General features: G+C 61.6%; 21 protein-coding genes. 11 read left to right on the plus strand and 10 right to left on the minus strand.

Annotation, left to right across the window (positions count from 1 at the left end; all coding sequences use genetic code 11):
- Positions 1 to 2: 2 nt before the first annotated feature.
- Positions 3 to 683: a tRNA (guanosine(37)-N1)-methyltransferase TrmD gene (trmD, locus tag J2Z75_RS09485; RefSeq protein WP_209851061.1), complete on the plus strand. Its 681-nt coding sequence runs from the start codon at positions 3 to 5 to the stop codon at positions 681 to 683.
- A 64-nt stretch (positions 684 to 747) separates the two neighbouring features.
- Here trmD and J2Z75_RS09490 read toward each other — a convergent pair whose 3' ends face one another.
- On the minus strand, positions 748 to 1,971 hold the full coding sequence (locus J2Z75_RS09490; RefSeq protein ID WP_209851064.1) for an MFS transporter: 1,224 nt from the start codon (positions 1,969 to 1,971) through the stop codon (positions 748 to 750).
- Positions 1,972 to 2,112: 141 nt separating this feature from the next.
- Between J2Z75_RS09490 and J2Z75_RS09495 the strand changes: the two genes are divergently transcribed.
- Complete coding sequence (locus J2Z75_RS09495; protein WP_209851067.1) at positions 2,113 to 2,706, plus strand: TetR/AcrR family transcriptional regulator; 594 nt, start codon at positions 2,113 to 2,115, stop codon at positions 2,704 to 2,706.
- A 25-nt stretch (positions 2,707 to 2,731) separates the two neighbouring features.
- Here the strand turns inward: J2Z75_RS09495 and J2Z75_RS09500 are convergent, their stop codons facing one another.
- Positions 2,732 to 3,478 carry a sulfite exporter TauE/SafE family protein gene (locus J2Z75_RS09500; RefSeq protein WP_209851070.1) on the minus strand — a complete coding sequence of 249 codons (747 nt, stop codon included), beginning with the start codon at positions 3,476 to 3,478 and terminating at the stop codon, positions 2,732 to 2,734.
- Between the two features lie 307 nt (positions 3,479 to 3,785).
- Between J2Z75_RS09500 and rplS the strand changes: the two genes are divergently transcribed.
- Positions 3,786 to 4,346: a 50S ribosomal protein L19 gene (gene rplS / locus J2Z75_RS09505; RefSeq protein WP_209851073.1), complete on the plus strand. Its 561-nt coding sequence runs from the start codon at positions 3,786 to 3,788 to the stop codon at positions 4,344 to 4,346.
- Positions 4,347 to 4,426: 80 nt separating this feature from the next.
- Entirely contained in the window at positions 4,427 to 5,257 is an 831-nt protein-coding gene (locus J2Z75_RS09510) for a class I SAM-dependent methyltransferase (RefSeq protein ID WP_209851076.1), read from the plus strand.
- Between the two features lie 51 nt (positions 5,258 to 5,308).
- Here J2Z75_RS09510 and J2Z75_RS09515 read toward each other — a convergent pair whose 3' ends face one another.
- The gene (locus J2Z75_RS09515) at positions 5,309 to 5,815 is read right to left on the minus strand and encodes a nuclear transport factor 2 family protein (RefSeq protein WP_209851078.1); all 507 of its coding nucleotides are present in this window, start codon (positions 5,813 to 5,815) and stop codon (positions 5,309 to 5,311) included.
- Positions 5,812 to 6,096, minus strand: a complete 285-nt coding sequence (locus J2Z75_RS09520; protein WP_209851080.1) for a hypothetical protein — start codon at positions 6,094 to 6,096, stop codon at positions 5,812 to 5,814. The genes J2Z75_RS09515 and J2Z75_RS09520 overlap by 4 nt, the downstream gene beginning before the upstream one ends.
- Between J2Z75_RS09520 and J2Z75_RS09525 the strand changes: the two genes are divergently transcribed.
- From J2Z75_RS09525 to leuC, 3 genes are all read left to right on the plus strand, one after another.
- Positions 6,095 to 6,892: a basic amino acid ABC transporter substrate-binding protein gene (locus J2Z75_RS09525; protein ID WP_209851082.1), complete on the plus strand. Its 798-nt coding sequence runs from the start codon at positions 6,095 to 6,097 to the stop codon at positions 6,890 to 6,892. The genes J2Z75_RS09520 and J2Z75_RS09525 overlap by 2 nt on opposite strands.
- Positions 6,893 to 6,902: 10 nt before the next feature.
- Positions 6,903 to 7,718 carry an amino acid ABC transporter permease gene (locus J2Z75_RS09530; RefSeq protein ID WP_209851084.1) on the plus strand — a complete coding sequence of 272 codons (816 nt, stop codon included), beginning with the start codon at positions 6,903 to 6,905 and terminating at the stop codon, positions 7,716 to 7,718.
- 415 nt (positions 7,719 to 8,133) lie between these two features.
- On the plus strand, positions 8,134 to 9,543 hold the full coding sequence (leuC, locus tag J2Z75_RS09535) for a 3-isopropylmalate dehydratase large subunit (protein ID WP_209851086.1): 1,410 nt from the start codon (positions 8,134 to 8,136) through the stop codon (positions 9,541 to 9,543).
- Positions 9,544 to 9,849: 306 nt separating this feature from the next.
- On the opposite strand, the gene J2Z75_RS09540 is transcribed toward leuC, so the two are convergent.
- A complete protein-coding gene (locus J2Z75_RS09540; RefSeq protein ID WP_209851089.1) occupies positions 9,850 to 10,239 on the minus strand; it encodes a hypothetical protein in 390 nt (129 codons plus the stop codon).
- A 139-nt stretch (positions 10,240 to 10,378) separates the two neighbouring features.
- Here J2Z75_RS09540 and J2Z75_RS09545 point away from each other — a divergent pair, with 139 nt between their 5' ends.
- Positions 10,379 to 10,915 (plus strand): SixA phosphatase family protein, encoded by a 537-nt coding sequence (locus J2Z75_RS09545; RefSeq protein WP_209851092.1) that lies wholly within the window; start codon positions 10,379 to 10,381, stop codon positions 10,913 to 10,915.
- Positions 10,916 to 10,956: 41 nt separating this feature from the next.
- Here J2Z75_RS09545 and J2Z75_RS09550 read toward each other — a convergent pair whose 3' ends face one another.
- A complete protein-coding gene (locus tag J2Z75_RS09550) occupies positions 10,957 to 11,532 on the minus strand; it encodes a hypothetical protein (protein ID WP_234937261.1) in 576 nt (191 codons plus the stop codon).
- On the minus strand, positions 11,529 to 12,080 hold the full coding sequence (locus J2Z75_RS09555; RefSeq protein ID WP_209851095.1) for a L,D-transpeptidase family protein: 552 nt from the start codon (positions 12,078 to 12,080) through the stop codon (positions 11,529 to 11,531). The genes J2Z75_RS09550 and J2Z75_RS09555 overlap by 4 nt, the downstream gene beginning before the upstream one ends.
- Before the next feature lie 145 nt (positions 12,081 to 12,225).
- Between J2Z75_RS09555 and J2Z75_RS09560 the strand changes: the two genes are divergently transcribed.
- The gene (locus J2Z75_RS09560; RefSeq protein ID WP_209851098.1) at positions 12,226 to 12,909 is read left to right on the plus strand and encodes a response regulator transcription factor; all 684 of its coding nucleotides are present in this window, start codon (positions 12,226 to 12,228) and stop codon (positions 12,907 to 12,909) included.
- 51 nt (positions 12,910 to 12,960) lie between these two features.
- A complete protein-coding gene (locus tag J2Z75_RS09565; RefSeq protein WP_209851101.1) occupies positions 12,961 to 13,416 on the plus strand; it encodes a cyclic nucleotide-binding domain-containing protein in 456 nt (151 codons plus the stop codon).
- 30 nt (positions 13,417 to 13,446) lie between these two features.
- Here J2Z75_RS09565 and J2Z75_RS09570 read toward each other — a convergent pair whose 3' ends face one another.
- Both J2Z75_RS09570 and J2Z75_RS09575 read right to left on the minus strand, forming a co-directional pair.
- Complete coding sequence (locus tag J2Z75_RS09570) at positions 13,447 to 15,591, minus strand: TonB-dependent siderophore receptor (RefSeq protein ID WP_209851104.1); 2,145 nt, start codon at positions 15,589 to 15,591, stop codon at positions 13,447 to 13,449.
- Positions 15,592 to 15,810: 219 nt separating this feature from the next.
- On the minus strand, positions 15,811 to 16,617 hold the full coding sequence (locus tag J2Z75_RS09575; protein ID WP_209851107.1) for an exodeoxyribonuclease III: 807 nt from the start codon (positions 16,615 to 16,617) through the stop codon (positions 15,811 to 15,813).
- A gap of 177 nt (positions 16,618 to 16,794) precedes the next feature.
- Between J2Z75_RS09575 and J2Z75_RS09580 the strand changes: the two genes are divergently transcribed.
- Entirely contained in the window at positions 16,795 to 17,301 is a 507-nt protein-coding gene (locus tag J2Z75_RS09580) for a GNAT family N-acetyltransferase (protein WP_209851110.1), read from the plus strand.
- 51 nt (positions 17,302 to 17,352) lie between these two features.
- Here the strand turns inward: J2Z75_RS09580 and J2Z75_RS09585 are convergent, their stop codons facing one another.
- Positions 17,353 to 18,021 carry an outer membrane lipoprotein carrier protein LolA gene (locus tag J2Z75_RS09585; protein WP_209851116.1) on the minus strand — a complete coding sequence of 223 codons (669 nt, stop codon included), beginning with the start codon at positions 18,019 to 18,021 and terminating at the stop codon, positions 17,353 to 17,355.
- Between the last annotated feature and the right edge of the window lie 72 nt (positions 18,022 to 18,093).

Genomic DNA, 18,093 nt, shown 5'->3' on the forward strand with positions numbered 1-18,093 from the left:
CCTTGTCCTTCCGCGCCACCATCCTGACGCTCTACCCGGACATGTTTCCGGGACATCTCGGCCAGTCTCTGTCCGGCAAGGCGCTGGAGCGCGGCCAGTGGTCGCTGGACACCGTCCAGATCCGCGATTTCGCCGAGGACAAGCACCGCACCGTCGATGACACGCCGGCCGGCGGCGGCGCCGGCATGGTGCTGCGGGCCGATATTCTGGCCAAGGCGATCGATCATGCGTCTGATGGCGGCGACCGCCCCCGGCTTTTGATGAGCCCGCGCGGCAAACCGCTGACGCAGGAGCGCGTGCGGGAATTGGCGGCAGGGCCCGGCGCCATCATCGTCTGCGGCCGTTTCGAGGGCGTCGATCAGCGGGTGATCGATAGCCGCCAGCTCGAAGAGGTTTCGATCGGCGACTACATTCTCTCCGGCGGCGAGCCGGCTGCGCTGATCCTGCTCGACGCCATCGTCCGCATCCTGCCCGGCGTGATGGGCAACGATCTTTCCGGCGTGCATGAAAGCTTCGAAGGCGGGCTCTTGGAGCATCCGCACTATACCCGGCCGCAGGTGTTCGAGGGGCAGGAAATTCCCGCCGTTCTCACGTCGGGCCATCACGGCGATATCGCCAAATGGCGCGAGGCAGAAGCGCGGCGGCTGACGGCGGAGCGGCGGCCGGACCTGCTGCGGAAGTAGGCTCAGTCGCTGCGTCACAGTCGGCATGGCACGCCACATCGGCATGCCATGCCCGTTTCGGGTTTTACTCCGCTGCTTGCGGCAGTGCGCTGGTGGCCAATTCCGGTCTGCCTCCGGAGAGCGTTCGCTGCCCCAGTGAAATGGTGAGCACAGCCGCCACGCCGGCCGCCACGGAGAGCCAGAAGCCATTCTGCGCACCAAAATTGTCCACGACCCAGCCCGCCAGAAACGCTCCGAGCGCCATGCCGATGCCGATGCCGGTCATGACCCAGGTGACGCCTTCCGTCAGCATCGATTCCGGGACCCGGCGCTCGATCAGCCCAAACGCGGTTATGAATGTCGGCGAGATGGCGATGCCGCTCAGAAAGACGGCCAAGGCCAAAAGGGGCACGGTGTCGGCAATCAGCAGAGGCAGGGCCGTGACGGCAAGAACGCTGACGGCGATCAGCAGCTGCTTGTGCAATGGCGTGCGCAGGTTCAGGGCGCCAAGCACCAGCCCGAGAACGAAGGATCCGACCGCGTAGACGCCGATCACAAGACTGGCAGCGCCCGGCTGTCCGAGTTCCTTGGTGATGGCAACGGTGGTGACCTCAGCCGTCGCGAACATGGAGCCGACAAACACCAGCGCCAGCGTTATGATCTGCACCGACCGCAAGCGAATGGCCGACGTCCGCGCTGTTCCGGCCTCTGCCGGACGCACTGCCGGCTCGGTCGATCGCTGCAGGGTGAAGGCCGCGGTTCCAACAGCCAGGAAAATCGTTGAGATCAGCATGCCGGCTTCCGGAAACAGAGAGACCGCCAAACCGACCGAGAGCGACGCCCCGGCGATGTAAACCAGCTCGTCGGCTGCGGATTCAAAGGCGAAGGCGGTGTTCAGCTCCGGGCGGTCCCGGAAGATTTCGCTCCAGCGTGCCCGCAGCATCGCAGGAATGCTGGGCATGGCAGCGGCCAGAAAGGCGGAGACGAACAATGTCCATTCCGGCCAGTCCCGGCTGGCTGACAGAATGAGGAAAACAAAGGCCATCACCGAGACAATCGTTGTCGGCACGATGACGGCACTTTGTCCGAACCGGTCGACCATGCGCGATATCTGCGGCGCGGCGAGCGCGTTGGTCAGCGCGAAGGTGGCCGAAACAGCGCCGGCAATCCAATATTCGCCGCGCGTCTGCGACAGCATGGCGACAATGCCGATCGGGGCCATGGCAATCGGCAGGCGGGCAAAAAACCCGGCGGCGGAAAAGCCCTTCGCCCCCGGCACACTGAATATTTCCTTGTAGGGATTGGACATCGGATGCTCCTGAAATCGTCTGGATGCACCACTTACATACGTGGCGTATGCCACAAGGTGATTGCATACGTCCCGTATGTCAATTAAAATACGCGACGTATGTAAAAATAAATACGCGACGTATGTGAATCAGGAGACCTCATGATCAAGCCGCGCCCCGAAATGATCGCCGAAACACGCGCCAAACTGGTCGCGGCTGCCCGGCATGCCTTCGGGACCGTTGGATACGCGCAATCCTCGATGGATGATTTCACCGCGACGGCGGGCCTGACCCGCGGTGCCCTCTACCACCATTTCGGCGACAAGAAGGGCTTGCTGCAGGCGGTCATCCAGCAGATCGACGCCGAGATGACGGCGCGATTGAACAGGGTTTCGGCCGGGGCCGCAACACGCTGGCAGGGGTTTGTGGATGAGTGTGCGACCTATATCGAGATGGCATTGGAGCCGGAAATCCAGAGGATCATGTTTCGCGATGGTCCCGCCGTCCTTGGCGATATATCGCAATGGCCAACCACCAGCGGCTGCATCGTCGCCCTCAAGAAAAGCCTCGGCCAGCTCAAGCAGGACGGTATGATTATCGACATCGACGAGGAAGTGACGGCACGCATGATCAATGGCGCCAGCAGCAATGCCGCCCTGTGGGTTGCCAATTCCGACAACCCGGAGGAAACCTCAAAAAGGGCAGTGCAGGGTTTTCGCACGCTGCTCGAAGGGCTGCGATCGAAACAGGTCTGATGGGGTTGCCGCGGCCGCTTCAGTCTCACCCCGTGACAAAGTAATAAACCGCCAGCAACAATCCAACCACGACCACCAGCCCCCTGATCAGCGCCTGCGGCACGCGGCGGGCGAGCCAGACGCCGGCATAGCCGCCGAGCGCGCCGCCGGGGATCATGACGGCGGCATGCAGCCAGCCGACGACATTGCCGCCGGCAAAGACGACGATGGCGACGGCGGCAATCACCATGGCGAGGAAATTCTTCAGCGCATTGACGCGGTGATAGTCGCCGCCGGTCGACAGCCCCAGCACGGCCAGCATCATGATGCCCATGCCGGCGCCGAAGAAACCGCCATAGATGGCGGTGACGAACTGGCCGGCCATGCCCAGCGGCCCGACCGGCGCGCCGTCCTCGGACGCCCTCGGGCGCAAGAGCGGGCCAAGCGCGAAGATCGCGGTGGCGGCGAGCAGCAGCCAGGGAACCATCGCCCGGAAGGACGGATTGGACAGCGACAGCAGGATCAGCGCGCCGGCAAGACCTCCGATCAGCGAGAGAATGCCAAGGACGATCACTTCGCGGCGATCGGCCCAGATCTCCTTGCGATACGCAAGCGCCGAGGTGACGTAGCCCGGAAACTGCACGATCGAGGAGGTGGCATTGGCGACGATCGGCGGCAGGCCGGCGAGCGTCATCGCACCGAAGGTCAGAAACGTGCCGCCGCCGGCAACGGCATTGACGGCACTCGACAGGAAGCCAGCGACAAACAGCATGATGGCAGTGGATATGGACATGACGCTCCTCCAGCGGTACAAAAGGACATAGCCCGCAGGTTGACCGGCGGCAAGACGCGGAAATCGTCCTCCGCCGGCTAGCGGCAGGGAGAATTTTTGTTGCCTGGGGATGACAAGCGCCGCGCTTTGGTGTATTCGCCCGACCGGTTCGGGAAAAATCCCGTCGCCTGAAAAACAAAGAATGGTGAATTCGCTCCTGTTCCTCACTTGGGAACAAAACCTGGCGGCGCCTCGTAAAGAGGATTGGTCCAAGAGGTACGGTCGAGCGCTCTGGCTGTTTCAGAAGAACTTGAGAAGGTTGAGACCCATGAACATCATCCAGCAGCTGGAAGCCGAACAGGCCGCCAAGATTGCCGCCAAGCGCACGCTTCCGGAATTTTCGGCAGGCGACACCGTCCGCGTCAACGTTCGCGTGACGGAAGGTACCCGTACCCGCATCCAGGCCTATGAAGGCGTTTGCATTGCCCGTTCCGGCGGCGGCATCAACGAAAGCTTCACGGTCCGCAAGATTTCCTACGGCGAAGGCGTCGAGCGCGTCTTCCCGGTTTACTCGCCGATGGTCGAAGGCGTCGAGATCGTTCGCCGCGGCAAGGTCCGTCGCGCCAAGCTCTATTACCTGCGCGATCGTCGCGGCAAGTCGGCGCGTATCGTTGAAGACACCGGCGTTCGCGCCCGCAAGCTGAACGACGCCGAGCGTCAGGCCGTTGCCGAAGAAAAGGCACGCCTGGAAGCTGAAAAGGTCGCAGCAGCACAGGCTCTGGCCGCCGAAAAGGCAGCAGCCGAAGCCGCCGCAGCAGAGGCAGCCGCAGCCAAGGCCGCTGAAGAAGCCGCCGCTGCCGCAGCAGCAGCCGAACCGGCAGCAGAATAAGTTTCAATCCATCGGGATTGTTGGACATTTTTGAGCAAGGCGGCCTTCGGGTCGCCTTTTTCTTTGGGGGCAAGAAAACAATGGACGACTATCTCAAGACCAATCTTCTGAACTGGGACGACCGGGCGGCGCTGCACGCGACCGATACCACCGGCAGCTACCGGATCGACCGGGTGCTATCAGGCGGCTCGTCGCTGCATGCGCTGGAGGCAGGCGAGATCGGCGAGATCGCCGGCAAGGACATCGTCCATCTGCAATGCCATATCGGGCTCGACACGCTGAGCCTCAAGCATCTGGGCGCACGCTCGGTCACCGGGCTCGATTTCTCGCCGGTCGCGATTGCCGCCGCGCGGGATTTTGCCGTGAAGGCCGGGACGCAGGCAACCTTCGTCGAGGCCTCGGTCTATGACGCGGCGACGGCGCTTGAGGGCCAGACCTATGACATGGTCTTCGTCACCTGGGGCGCCATCCACTGGCTGCCGGACATTTTTCGCTGGGCCGAGGTCGTCGCCAGCCTGCTGCGTCCCGGCGGCCGGCTCTACCTGCTCGATGGGCATCCGCAGATGTATCAATACGAAGGCGCTGAGAATGGCCGTCTGTCGCTCGCTTATGGCTGGCGCACGCCGGCCGATGCGCCGCTTCTGTTTGAGGAAACCCACACCTATACCGGCGACGAACGGCCGCTGACCCACCAGCGCATGTACGAATGGCTGCATCCGATCAGCCATACCGTCAACGCGCTCCTGAAGGCCGGGCTGACGCTCGATTTTCTCAACGAGCACGAGATCCTGGCCTGGCGGCATTATCCCGACATGATCGAGACCGGCGAGGACCAGTTCGAGCAGGCGCCGGGACAGCCGCGCATTCCGCTGTCGTTTTCGATCGGGGCGAGCAAGCCATTGTCACGATAGCGGCCTGCCTGCCATGTCACCCGAGGTGTCGGCGGACTTGCCGCCGGCCGATCATGGCTTGGTCGCGGGGTCCCAATGCTCGTCGGCCTTTCCGTCCTTGATCCGCCAGGTGTCGTACCAGGTCGTCGTATAGGTCTTGGCGGGATCCTTCTCGTCCTTGATCTCGCGGACATAGCCGACGGTGACGAGATCGCCTTCCGCCGTGACGAAGGCGACCGGTGTCTTGATCTTTTCCGGAATGGGCGACGGCTTCCTGTCGAGCACCTTGGTAAAGTATTGCACCACGCCGGCGCTGCCCGATGCGGCGTTGGGATTGTGCTGGAGGTAACGCTCGGTCAGATACTGGTCCGCCTTGTCCCAACGATTGGCTTCGAGCAGATCGCGGATGATGCCGTAGACCACCTGTTTGTTGGCGTTGAGCTTTGGGTCCGGGCTGGTGAACAGCGCTTCCGCATCGGATGCCGCGACCACCGCTTCCTGCGCTGATACAGGCGTGCCTGCCGCCATCAGTCCGGTCAGCGAAAGCGCAAAAGCGATAGGGGCCAGGGTTCGTTTCATCGGATGATTTTCCTTTTCAGTGATGCATGAGCGGCATCTGACAAGATATGGGGCGGCAAACGCGCCGCATCGGAACCTATGGACAAGCAGGCCTGCGCGAAAGGAGGCAGTTTTTCCGCTGAAGGTTCCAAAAAGATAACCAGGTTCCATGCGCCGTCGCCGATCTCTCTGCTATTTTCAGGATGTTGCCCGTGAAACCGACCGGCAAAGCCTCTCGTCTCTTGCCAGCCTGTCGGCTTCTGTGACAGGTTCCATTCGCCACAATTCAGGAGCCCATCCATGTTTTCCCGCCGCACCATTCTCGCCGGCCTGACCGCCCTTGTTCTTGCACCTTTGAGCGTTGCCGCCGCCGATCTGCCGGATCTGGCCGGGCGCACTGTCGTGGTCGTCACCGAGAATGCCTATCCGCCGCTGCAGTTCGTCGATCCGAAGAGCGGCAAGGCGATCGGCTGGGAATATGACGCGATGGAAGAGATCGCCAAGCGGCTGAACTTCAAGCTGGAAATCCAGAACACCTCCTGGGATGCGATGATCCAGGCCGTCTCCGACGGCCAGTACGACATCGGCATGACCGGCATCACCATCAAGGACGAACGCAAGACGCAGGTGGACTTCTCCGATCCCTATATGCGCTCGCAGCAGTTCATGCTGGTGCGCGGCGACGAGGCTCGTTTCACCGATGCAAAGACGTTCGGCGCATTCACGGATGGGCTTGTCGGCGCGCAGCCGGGAACCTCGCCCTTCTACACGGCGGTCTACGAGATCCTCGACGGCAACGAGCAGAACCCGCGGGTAAAACTGTTTGAAACCTTTGGTGCCACCGTGCAGGCCCTGAAGGCCGGCGACGTCGATGTCGTCTTGACCGACAGCGTCGCGGCCAAGGGCTACGTCGATTCCTCGGCCGGCGGGCTCAAGGTGATCGGCGGGCCGCTCGGCACCGAGGATTTCGGTTTCATCTTCAAGAAGGGCTCTGATCTTGTCGCGCCCGTCAACGCCGCGATCGCCGCGCTGAAAGCCGACGGCACGCTCGACAAGCTGAACCAGAAATGGTTCGTCGACTACAAGATGGGCGAATGATCGCCGCCCGATGACGCCTGCTTCTCCGCAATCTTCGAAGGGCGACTATCCCTGGTGGCTGGTCGCCCTTGCCGTGATCGCCGTGGCGCTGGCCGTGGTGATCGCGGCCAACGGCATCTACCGCCAGGTTTTCGGCATCGTCTCCGCCGGCATCGGCATCACCGTTCTCGTCACCCTGCTCGGCTTCTTCTTCGCCACGGCACTGGGGCTGGGTATCGCGCTGATGGCGCTGTCGGAGCGCAACGTGCTGCGCCAGATCGCCCGGTTCTATACCGAGGTCATCCGCGGCATCCCCATCCTCGTGCTTCTATTCTACATCGCCTTCGTCGGCGCCCCGGCGCTGGTGACGCTGATCAACGTCATCCTGTCGCCGCTGATTTCGGCCGGCTCGATGGAGCCGATGCTGGTGCGTGACCTGTCGCTGATGTGGCGCGCGGTCATTGCGCTCTCCATCGGCTATTCCGCCTTCATCGCCGAGGTGTTTCGCGCCGGTATTCTCTCGGTCGACAAGGGGCAGATCGAGGCGGCCAAGGCTCTGGGCCTGTCGCGTTATCAGCGCTTCCGCCTGGTGGTCTTCCCGCAGGCAATCCGCGTCATCCTGCCGCCGCTCGGCAATGATTTCGTGGCGATGGTAAAGGACAGTTCGCTCGTCTCGGTACTCGGCGTCGCCGACATCACCCAGATGGGCAAGATCTACGCATCCGGCTCGTTCCGGTTCTTCGAGACCTATTCGATCGTGGCGTATATCTATCTGATCCTGACGATCGGGCTGTCGCTCGGGTTGAGGCGGCTGGAGCAGAGATTGAGGCAGGGGCAGAGAGGGTAGGTTGATTGGGGCTTCCCTCTTCTCCCCAGCGGGGAGAAGGTGGCCCGAAGGGCCGGATGAGGGGGCGGCTCGACGGAGCTTGCCGCAAGTCCCCCTCATCGCCTCACTCCGTTCGGCACTTCTCCCCGCTGGGGAGAAGAGGGAGACCGCGGAGTCACGATCACTCCCATCACGGCAATTGCCGAACATTGAAAAAATTGCTATATCCCCGCCCATGGAATCCAAATTCGGATGTTTCGAGCAGAAAATCGTCGTGCTGCAGGACCACAAGCGTCTGCCGGCACGGTTTTTCGCGTGCGTTTCCGGCGCCCTCAGCAGCCGACTTATCTGACTGTCGGGGCCTGACCCCGACCGGCCGCCGGCGCCCTTTGCCGGAACTTTTCCTGACCTTCTTCTTCACAATGGATGCACAGCCATGAGCGCACCGCGTACTCTCTACGACAAGATCTGGGACGACCACCTGGTCGATCAACAGGATGACGGAACCTGTCTTCTCTATATCGATCGCCATCTCGTTCACGAAGTGACGAGCCCGCAGGCGTTCGAAGGCCTGCGCCTGACGAACCGTCAGGTGCGCGCTCCGCAGAAGACGCTTGCCGTCGTCGACCATAACGTTCCGACCTCGCCGGATCGCCATCTCGGCATCAAGAACGAGGAAAGCCGCATCCAGGTCGAGGCGCTCGCCCAGAACGCCGCCGATTTCGGCGTCGAGTATTATTCCGCCAGCGATATCCGCCAGGGCATCGTCCATATCGTCGGGCCGGAACAGGGCTTTACCCTGCCGGGCATGACCATCGTCTGCGGCGATAGCCACACCTCGACCCATGGTGCGTTCGGGGCCTTAGCGCATGGCATCGGCACCTCCGAGGTCGAGCATGTGCTTGCCACCCAGACGCTGATCCAGAAGAAGGCCAAGAACATGCTGGTGCGTGTCGATGGCATCCTGCCCGAACACGTCACCGCCAAGGATATCATCCTGGCCATCATCGGCGAGATCGGCACGGCCGGCGGCACCGGCCATGTCATCGAGTTTGCCGGCGAAGCCATCCGCGCCCTGTCGATGGAAGGCCGCATGACCGTCTGCAACATGACGATCGAAGGCGGCGCCCGCGCCGGCCTGATCGCGCCGGATGAAAAGACCTTCGAATATATCAAGGGCAAGCCGCGCGCGCCGAAGGGCGAAGACCTGGAAAAGGCGATCGCCTACTGGAAGACGCTGCAGACCGACGAAGGCGCGCATTATGACCGCGTCGTCGTGCTGAATGCCGCCGACCTGCCGCCAATCGTCTCCTGGGGTTCCTCGCCGGAAGATGTCATCTCCGTTCAGGGCATCGTGCCCAACCCGGATGAAATCGCCGACGAGAACAAGCGCACCTCCAAGTGGCGTGCGCTTGACTATATGGGCCTGAAGCCGGGCACGAAGATCACCGATATCAATATCGACCGCGTCTTCATCGGCTCCTGCACCAATGGCCGCATCGAGGACCTGCGCGAAGTCGCCAAGGTCGTTGAAGGCCGCACTGTCGCTTCGACCGTCTCGGCGATGATCGTGCCGGGCTCCGGCCTCGTCAAGGAACAGGCGGAAGCCGAAGGCCTCGACAAGATCTTCAAGGCGGCTGGCTTCGACTGGCGCGAGCCGGGTTGCTCGATGTGCCTTGCCATGAACGACGACCGCCTGAAGCCGGGCGAGCGCTGCGCCTCGACCTCCAACCGCAACTTCGAAGGCCGCCAGGGCTTCAAGGGCCGCACCCATCTGGTATCGCCGGCGATGGCCGCAGCCGCCGCCGTGTCTGGACACTTCGTCGATATCCGCGAGTGGAAGTAGGACCTCTACCCTCCCCTTGAGGGGGAGGGTCGGACCCCAGGTCCGGGGTGGGGTGATCCGCGCCATACACAATTGACTCTGGTTTTCACGGCTGTCACCCGCGACTGCGTCGCGACCTCCCCCCTCGAGGGGGAGGTGGGGCTCTCGATGCAGTGAGCCTGTTCTGCGCCGTCCGATGGTCTACGCTATCGGGCATTCCGGCATGACGTCGCACCGGTCAAAAACCGGGATTTGATCCAGCCGCTTTAGCTCGAAAATCTTCAAGGACAGCAACAAAACAGCCGTGCGGTGATGTACCGCAGGTTATTAAGTCCGGGCAGCACCCACCGTGCGGCCCGCGCTGTAGCGCCATGCTGCCAATACGCTCAAGGCATTCCAGATCATTGGAATTGCAAATTCCGTCATGATGGGTTCATAGCTCATGGTGGGTGCGTATTTCCCGAACCAATAGACGAGCCGCAAGACAAAAAAAGCGTCCGCAGCCAGTAGGATGGAAAGGCTGATAGCGATCAACCGCCGAAGCGGTTTTGAAAGCAGGTTCCCATCGAATGCGTAGAGGCAAACAACGCCTGTGGCGACAAATGACAAGAGATAGCTGACGATCAGCAGGAAATTGATTTCATCCAGCGTAGCGGCATTGTAGATTGTCAGGGGCGTAGCGAGCAGTCGCAGAATCGCAAACAGTTTCCAACCCACGAATGCCCCCGAAAAGTGCGCGCCCCATTGTTCATGCCATAGCGCAAGAGCACTCGTCCAGTAGCGGATTGGGACGGAGGCAGCCGATACGCGCCCAACGCGGTGGGCGCTTCGGGTGGGCGGAGGTGGGAGCGACAAAATGACAGGGAAACCCATGATGCCGAAACGCCGCCTCATCCTTCTGCGCCACGCCAAATCCGCCTGGCCTGAAGGCGTCGCCGACGAGGAGCGGCCGCTGGCGGAACGCGGCCGCAAGTCGGCACCCGTCATCGGCACCTATATGGCGCGTGAAAAACTGATCCCCGATCTCGCCATCATCTCGCCTGCCCGCCGGGCGCGGGAGACTTGGGAATTCGTGCGCGACGCCCTGTCGGAAAAGGTGCCGGAGCATGAGGCACCGGATATCTACGAGGTCGAGGCGGGGCGCATTCTGGAGGTGATCCGGACGGTCAAGCCCGGCATCCGCACCTTGCTGATGATCGGCCACAATCCCGGCATGGAGGAACTGGCGTCGCTGCTCATGCAAGACGGCGACCAGGATGCAATCGACCGGATGAAGGAAAAGTTCCCGACAGCCGGCCTTGCCGTCATCGATTTCGATGTCGAAGGGTGGGATGAAGTTGCTGCGGGCGCCGGCACTCTGGAGCGGTTTGTGACGCCGCGCTTGCTTGGGTAGGCGCCGGCAACTGACGACACGCCTTCCCTCAAAGGAGCGTTTTACGTGGAGTTCATTCGAAAAATAGCCCAGACATTGCAGTCCGCGTGACGCTCTTCCGGATGCAGCCTGCGGAGATCGTGCTGAATCTCCCTTGCCCTGCTATGATCTGTCAGCAGGCCCTTGGTTGAAAGTTCCGCATTATCGAAAACGTCCGGGAAGCCGCCGCAGTTGGTGAGCGCGCTGATGCTGTGATCTTGATCCAGCAGGTCATAGCCGACAAAATGAAAGCGATTGCCCAAACCCCGCTGCACCGCCTCCAGCGTGGGATTGCGCAAAACACCGAGGACATTGGCATGTTGAACAGCGCCGAGTTCATTCAGAAGGAAATCAAAGTCCGTGAAGAAATTCAGCATGTTGTCTTCGTTAACGATGTGATCCCAATAGCTGTCCTTTATTTCCTCAAGAACAAACGGGCAGATCATACCATCGAGCGAGACGACTTCGTCGAGTTGCGTCAATCCCGACCAGGCAACGTAGTCGTTCCATCCCTGTCCATCAGATGGGCTAAACTTTTCGACTGCAAGGTAGAGGGGCATCATCAAGGGTGCATCGGTTGTTTGGACGCTGCCAGTCATCCTGTCACCCTCACCACCGTCCCCCGCCGCATGAACCGCAACAGCCGCTTCATCGCCGGCAGGCTGACCGCCACGCAGCCCTCCGTCGGCTGATAACCGGGCTTGGCGAGATGGAAGAAAATGGCCGATCCACCGTTGCGTTTGCGGCTGCGCAGATTCCAGTCCATCACCAGGCAGATATCGTAGAGCCCGTCGTCGCGGCGCATCTTTTCGTGGCTGGGTTTGAAGGGTGCGCTGACCGGGCGATTGTAGAGGGCGTGGCGCGGCTCGTCGCACCAGAGCAGGTTCCTGGGCGTGAAGCGCAGCGGCAATGCGGTGGGCGGCAGCGTCACGCGGTCGTGGCGGATATAGCCGCCGACGAGGCGCATCGAAGCGATCGGCGTCGCGCCGTCGCCTTCGCGCTTGCGCGAGGTCGTGCCGCTCCGGCCGATGGCAGCCTCCTCGGTGCGTCCGGCGAAGGTCACCAGCGCCCTCGTACGGCGTCCGGGTTTGGGCCGGACAGTGATGGTGCTGGCGGAGTTTGCCGCCTTGCGGGGTTTCAGTCGCATTTTACTCACAGTTTTTTGCGTTGTCCGTGATCTGAAACATAACCATAGCACTACACAATATGTAACAAACGGGTGAAGGCTTCCGCTGCTTGCCAAAAGCACCGATTGAGCTAGTTTCAAACCGGAAGCAAGGAGGGATTTCAGCATGTCGGCCCGCACCATTCTTCTCGTCGATGATGACAACGACCTGCGCGAAACGTTGACCGAGCAGCTCTCCCTCTATGAGGAATTCACCATTCTTCAAGAGCCCACCGCAGCCAAGGGCATCCAGACTGCGCGCACGCAGCAGATCGCGCTTCTGGTGATGGATGTCGGCCTGCCCGACATGGATGGCCGCGAGGCCGTCAAGCTCCTGCGCAAGGGCGGCTTCAAGCCGCCGATCATCATGCTGACCGGCCACGACACGGACTCCGACACGATCCTCGGGCTCGAAGCCGGCGCCAACGACTATGTGACCAAGCCTTTCCGGTTTGCCGTGCTGCTTGCCCGCATCCGGGCGCAGCTGCGCCAGCACGAGCAGAGCGAGGACGCCACGTTCACGGTCGGCCCCTATACGTTCAAGCCGGGGCAGAAGCTTTTGACGCTGGAAAACGGCCAGAAGATCCGGCTCACCGAAAAGGAAGCGGCGATCATCCGCTATCTCTACCGCGCCGACCAGAAAGTGGTGACGCGCGACGTGCTGCTTGAGGAGGTCTGGGGCTACAATTCCGGCGTCACCACCCACACGCTCGAAACCCACGTCTACCGCCTGCGCCAGAAAATCGAGCGCGACCCTTCCAATGCGGAGATTTTGGTGACAGAGAATGGCGGCTACAAGATAGTTCCCTAACGACAAGGGGCGCGATGCCAGCCGATATCGCGCCCGCCCCGAGGTATCCCTTTGTCGCTGAATGACGATATCGCCCTTCTGTCCCTCGTGCCGCTGTTTGCGGATATCGATGACGACAAGCTGCGGCTGATCGCCTTCGGGGCAGAGCGCCGCCGGCTCGCCAGGGGCCAGCAGCTGTTTCGCGAGGGTGCGCCCGCCGATTGCGCCTTTGCCGTCGCCAGCGGCTCGTTCACTCTGACGCGCAACCTTGTCGATGGCAGCGTCGAGATGGTCGATACCGTCGGCCGCGGCACGCTGCTCTCGGAACTTGCGATGATCTCCTTCGTCGAACGCAAATTCACAGCAACGGCCGAGGAAGACAGCGAAGTGATCCGCATCAACCGGCCGCTGTTTCGCCGGATGCTGGAGGAATACCCGGAAGTGGCCGTTGTCGTCGAAGCCCGGATCAAGGACAATCTGCAGACGATGATCCGCAACATGCAGAAGCTGGCGCCGCGGTTCGGGTGAACGCGGAGCGCCAGCTTTTCAATTAAAGTATCACCACTTGTACTTCAGCGATCCCAGCACCGTGCGGCCCTGGCCGTAGTAGCAATACCCTTCCGTGCAGACGCGTTCGCGGCGGTCGGCAAGGTTGGTGGCGCTGATCGCGAGGCTCAAGCCGTCGAGTTGCGGCGTGCGCTTGCCGAAATCATAGGACAGGGACGCGTCGAGATAGGCGGCACCCGGATTGCGATCGGTGTTTTCGTCCGAAGTGTAGGATCCGCTGGTGACGCGGATGCCGGCGCCGAGGGCAAGACCCGCAAATTGGGTGTCTTCCTCGATGGCGTAGTTCACCCACAGCGATGTCGTGTGGCGCGGCGTGGTCGAAGGCGTGTTGCCGATCAGCGCCGGGTTCACATTGCCGGTGATTTCGGCGTCGCTGTAGGTGTAGGCGGCGATCAGGCTGATGCCGTTGTCGAACTCCGTCCGGCCTTCCAGCTCGAAGCCCTTATAGGTGTTTTCACCGGACGATTTGTAATAGTAGCCGGCCGGCAGTGAGTCATCGAACACATATTGCGGCTTGCCGGATTCCACGAGCCGGTAGACAGCGGCCGTCAGCGAATAGTGTTCGCCCTCCGGCTGGTATTTGACGCCGGCTTCGATCTGTTCGCCCTCCGTCGGATCGAGCACGGTGCCATCGGCTGATTGCTGCGTCGAGGGGACGAAAGACGTGCCGTAGCTGACATAGGGCGCAATGCCGCTGTCGAAGAGATAGAGAAGGCCGGCCTGGCCGGACAGCGCTCCATCGTCCTTCCGGTTCTCCGTACCGGCGTCCTTGTCCGTGGCCGTCTGGTCGACCCAGTCGTAGCGCAGCCCGCCGACCGCCCGCCAGTTGCCGAATTCGGCCTGCTCCTGGGCATAGACGCCGGTCTGGCGCAGGTCGCGGCCGCTGAAATCCGTCCGATCCGGCGTCGGCGCGCTGGAGAGGTCGGCGGGCGCCACGCTGCCGAAGCCGAGGCCGAAATCGGAGGTGATCCAGGTGTAGTCGAGGCCTGCAAGCAACGTATGGGAAACCGCGCCAGTGTCGAATTTCGCCTCGAGCTGATTGTCGATCTGGTAGGCACGCTGCGCTTCCGTGACAGCCGTGGTTGGATACGAGGTGGCCGCTGGAACGGCGAACCTGCCCGAGGTGTTTACATAACGGGCCTCAAGATCGACATCGCTGACGCGGGCGTTCTGACGGAAGGTCAGGCCGTTGTCGAATTCGTGGCTGAACTGATAGCCGATCTGATATTGGGTCACCTTCTGGTGGTCGTAGTCGGGATCGCTGTAGCGCAGCAGCTTGCCGTCATATTCGAACATGCGCGGGCTGGCATCGGTCTCGCCCTTCTGGGCAAGGCCGTAGATCGTCAGCGAGGTTGCCTCGTCCGGCTTCCAGGTGAACGAGGGCTGCAGCAGATAGCGGTCGTCGGCGATATCGTAATTGGTCTCGGCATCGCGGGCGAGGCCGACGACGCGGTAGAACATGCCGTCACTGACCGGGCCGCCGAAATCGAAGGCCGCCTGCGCCCGGCCGATCGTGCCGTATTGCAGCTCCACTTCGCGGTGGGTTTCTTCAAGCGGCATCTTCGAGATACGGTTGACGATGCCGGCAGCACTTGCTGCGCCGTACATCACCGAGACAGGCCCCTTGAGAATTTCGATGCGATCGAGCGTGTAGACCTCGGTCGAAAAGGTGCTGTAGTTCATGTAGGGCTGGCGCAGGCCATCGCGGAAATCGCTGTCGGTGGTGGTCGAGAGGCCGCGGATGTAGATCTGGTCGAAGCGTGGATCGTAGCCGAAGGCGCCGGTCGTGACACCCGCCGTGTAGCGCGTTGCCTGGATCATGTCCTGGACGCCGCGGTCTTCCAGCTCCTTGCGCGTGACGACAGAGACCGCGCGCGGCGTCTCGATCAGCGGCGTGTCGGTCTTCAGCGCCGAGATGTTGCGTGTCGGGACAACGGTGTCGTTGTCTTCGGCAATCGACGTGGCAGTGCCTTCGCTGCCGTTCACGACAAGCTTTTCGAGGCGCGTCGTCTTCTCGGCCGCTTCCTGTGCCTGCGCGGTGATCGGCAGCAGCGCTGCCGCCATGAGGCCGAAGAGGACTGTCGAGCTTCTCAGGACGTTTCGGTTGCGAATGGATGAAAGGTTTGGTGCGAGCATGGTTTGGCCCCTCTTGCAGGGCGCACGAAAACCCTCCGGCAAGAGCCGAAGCAAAGCGCCCGATCGACAATGGAAACAGCGGCCGCCGCCGCCGGAGACGGTATCCCCGCCGTCGGCGCAAGGAATATTCGGTTTGGATTCGGGCTTCAAGTTAAATATGACTAAAAGAGTCATATTATTATTTCGAAATGAACCGCCCGGAAAATGACGGTGTTTTGCCTACAGATCGAAATGGGCGATGACCGGCACGTGGTCCGACGGACGCTCCCAGCCGCGTGCTTCCTTCAGGATGTCGATGCGGGTCAGATGCGGGGAAAGGTCGGCGGAGGACCAGACATGATCGAGCCGGCGGCCCTTGTTGGCCCCTTCCCAGTCCTTTGCGCGGTAGCTCCACCACGTATAGAGCTTTTCCGGCGAGGGCGTGTGCTGGCGCATCAGATCGACCCAGGCGCCGCCGTTAAGCACCGCCGTCAGGCCTTCGGTTTCGATCGGCGTGTGGCTGACGATCTTCAGGAGCTGCTTGTGCGACCAGACATCGTGTTCCAGCGGCGCGATGTTGAGGTCGCCGACGAGGATCGACGAGATACCGGCTTCGCTTTCGGCATGCAGCAGCTTCATCTCCTCGATGAAATCGAGCTTGTGGCCGAATTTCGGGTTGATCGTCCGGTCCGGCTCGTCGCCGCCGGCCGGCACATAGAAATTGTGCAGGCGGATTTTCTTGGCCGACTTTTCGAACACGACCGAGAGATGGCGGGAATCGCCGACGCCGCAATAGTCGCGCCGGTCGGTGAGTTCATGCAGCGGCAGGCGGGAGATGGTGGCGACGCCGTGATAGCCCTTCTGGCCGTGGATGGCGATGTGCTCGTAGCCGAGCGCTTTCAGCGGCGCAAACGGGAAGAGATCGTTCGTCACCTTGGTTTCCTGCAGGCAGAGGATATCCGGCGACCAGGTTTTCAAAAGATGCTCGACCAGCGGCATGCGCAGCCGCACCGAGTTGATGTTCCAGGTGGCGATCGACAATGCCATGCGGGGTTTTTCCTTGGACGGTTGAGGCGGACGCCGCCCGTCCGCGCGTCATGTCATAGGGATTTTTTGCAGGCTTGGCCATTGGCTTTGCTGCTTGGAATGACAGTGATATTGCTCGCTATTCGAGTTTCCCGGCCGCGAAAGACGCGGTTTGGATTTTCCTGGAAAGGTCTCCATATGATCCGGCATCTCGGTCCAGAGGATATCGACATCTTCCGCCGGATCCGGCTTGAAGCCCTGCGCAGCGAACCCGCGGCCTTTGCCAGCAGCAGCGAGGACTGGGAAGGTTTGCCGGATGCCGAATGGCGCCGCCGCCTGACCGTCAATGCCGTCTTCGTCGATTTTCACGAAGGAGAGCCGGTCGCCATCATGGGGCTGATGCGGCAGAGCGCCAGCAAGATGGCGCACCGCGCAACCGTCATCATGGTCTATGTCCGCCGGGACCGGCGCGGTGGCGGTCACGCAAAAGCACTTCTCGATGTGCTTGTCCGCCATGCCCGCGTGGCCGGTATCCGGCAGCTGGAACTTGCCGTCAGCGCCGAAAACCCGACGGCCATCCGGTTTTACCGGCGTGAGGGATTTGCAGAGGTGGGCCGCATCCCCGGCGGTACGATCCACGAGGGTAGAGAGATCGACGAGATTTTGATGACGCGCCGGATAGATGGCGAGGCGTCATCGGCCTGATGCTGCTACCCTCCTCTGAAATGCGGGGGAAGAGCCGTCTCGGCTACCGCATCATTTGCCGCGATTGTTGATATCGTCATAGGGGATCTGGAAGACCTTGTCGTCCATGGCGACGCCGTTCTTGACGTTGAAGATCATCACCGAGGTGTCCTTCTTCTGCGCGTCGGTGATGGTCCACTGGCGCAGGTCGTAGGTCTTCGGGTCGAACATCAGCGTGATCGTCGCATCGCCGAAGACGCTGCGGTCGCCAAGCACGATGGTGATCAGATCGGCCTCTTCCTTGACGTCGCGCACCATCTTGCCGGTCAGGTCGATATCGTCGGAGAGCAGCAGCTTCAGCGGCGTCTTCGACAGCGGATAGATATCCCAGGTTTTCATTTTCTGGTTGCCGATGACGACCGACTTGCCGTCGGCAATCACCCGCATCGGCGATGGCGCTTCATAGTTGAAGCGGATCTTGCCGGGGCGGCTGATGAAGAACTTGCCGCCGGTCTGCTCGCCGCGCGGGCCGAACTGCACGAACTCGCCGCTCATGGTTTTGACGGACGCGAAATGATCGGCGATTTTCTGGGCAACGGCCGTCTGCGCCTGGGCGGGCTCGATGGGAAGGCCGATCAAGGACAGGGCAGCGAAAACGGCAAGACCGCCAACGAAAGCGCGGCGTGACAGCTGCGAAAACGCGCTTTTTTGATCTTTACCGCCGGTTTCGATGTCCGTCATCGCAATTCTCCTTCAATTACAGTCTCATGTGGAGCGCAAGTACGGCACCTTCAAGGCGTTTCGCGCGCATCT

This window comes from Rhizobium herbae, assembly GCF_017873135.1.
Classification (GTDB): domain Bacteria; phylum Pseudomonadota; class Alphaproteobacteria; order Rhizobiales; family Rhizobiaceae; genus Pararhizobium; species Pararhizobium herbae.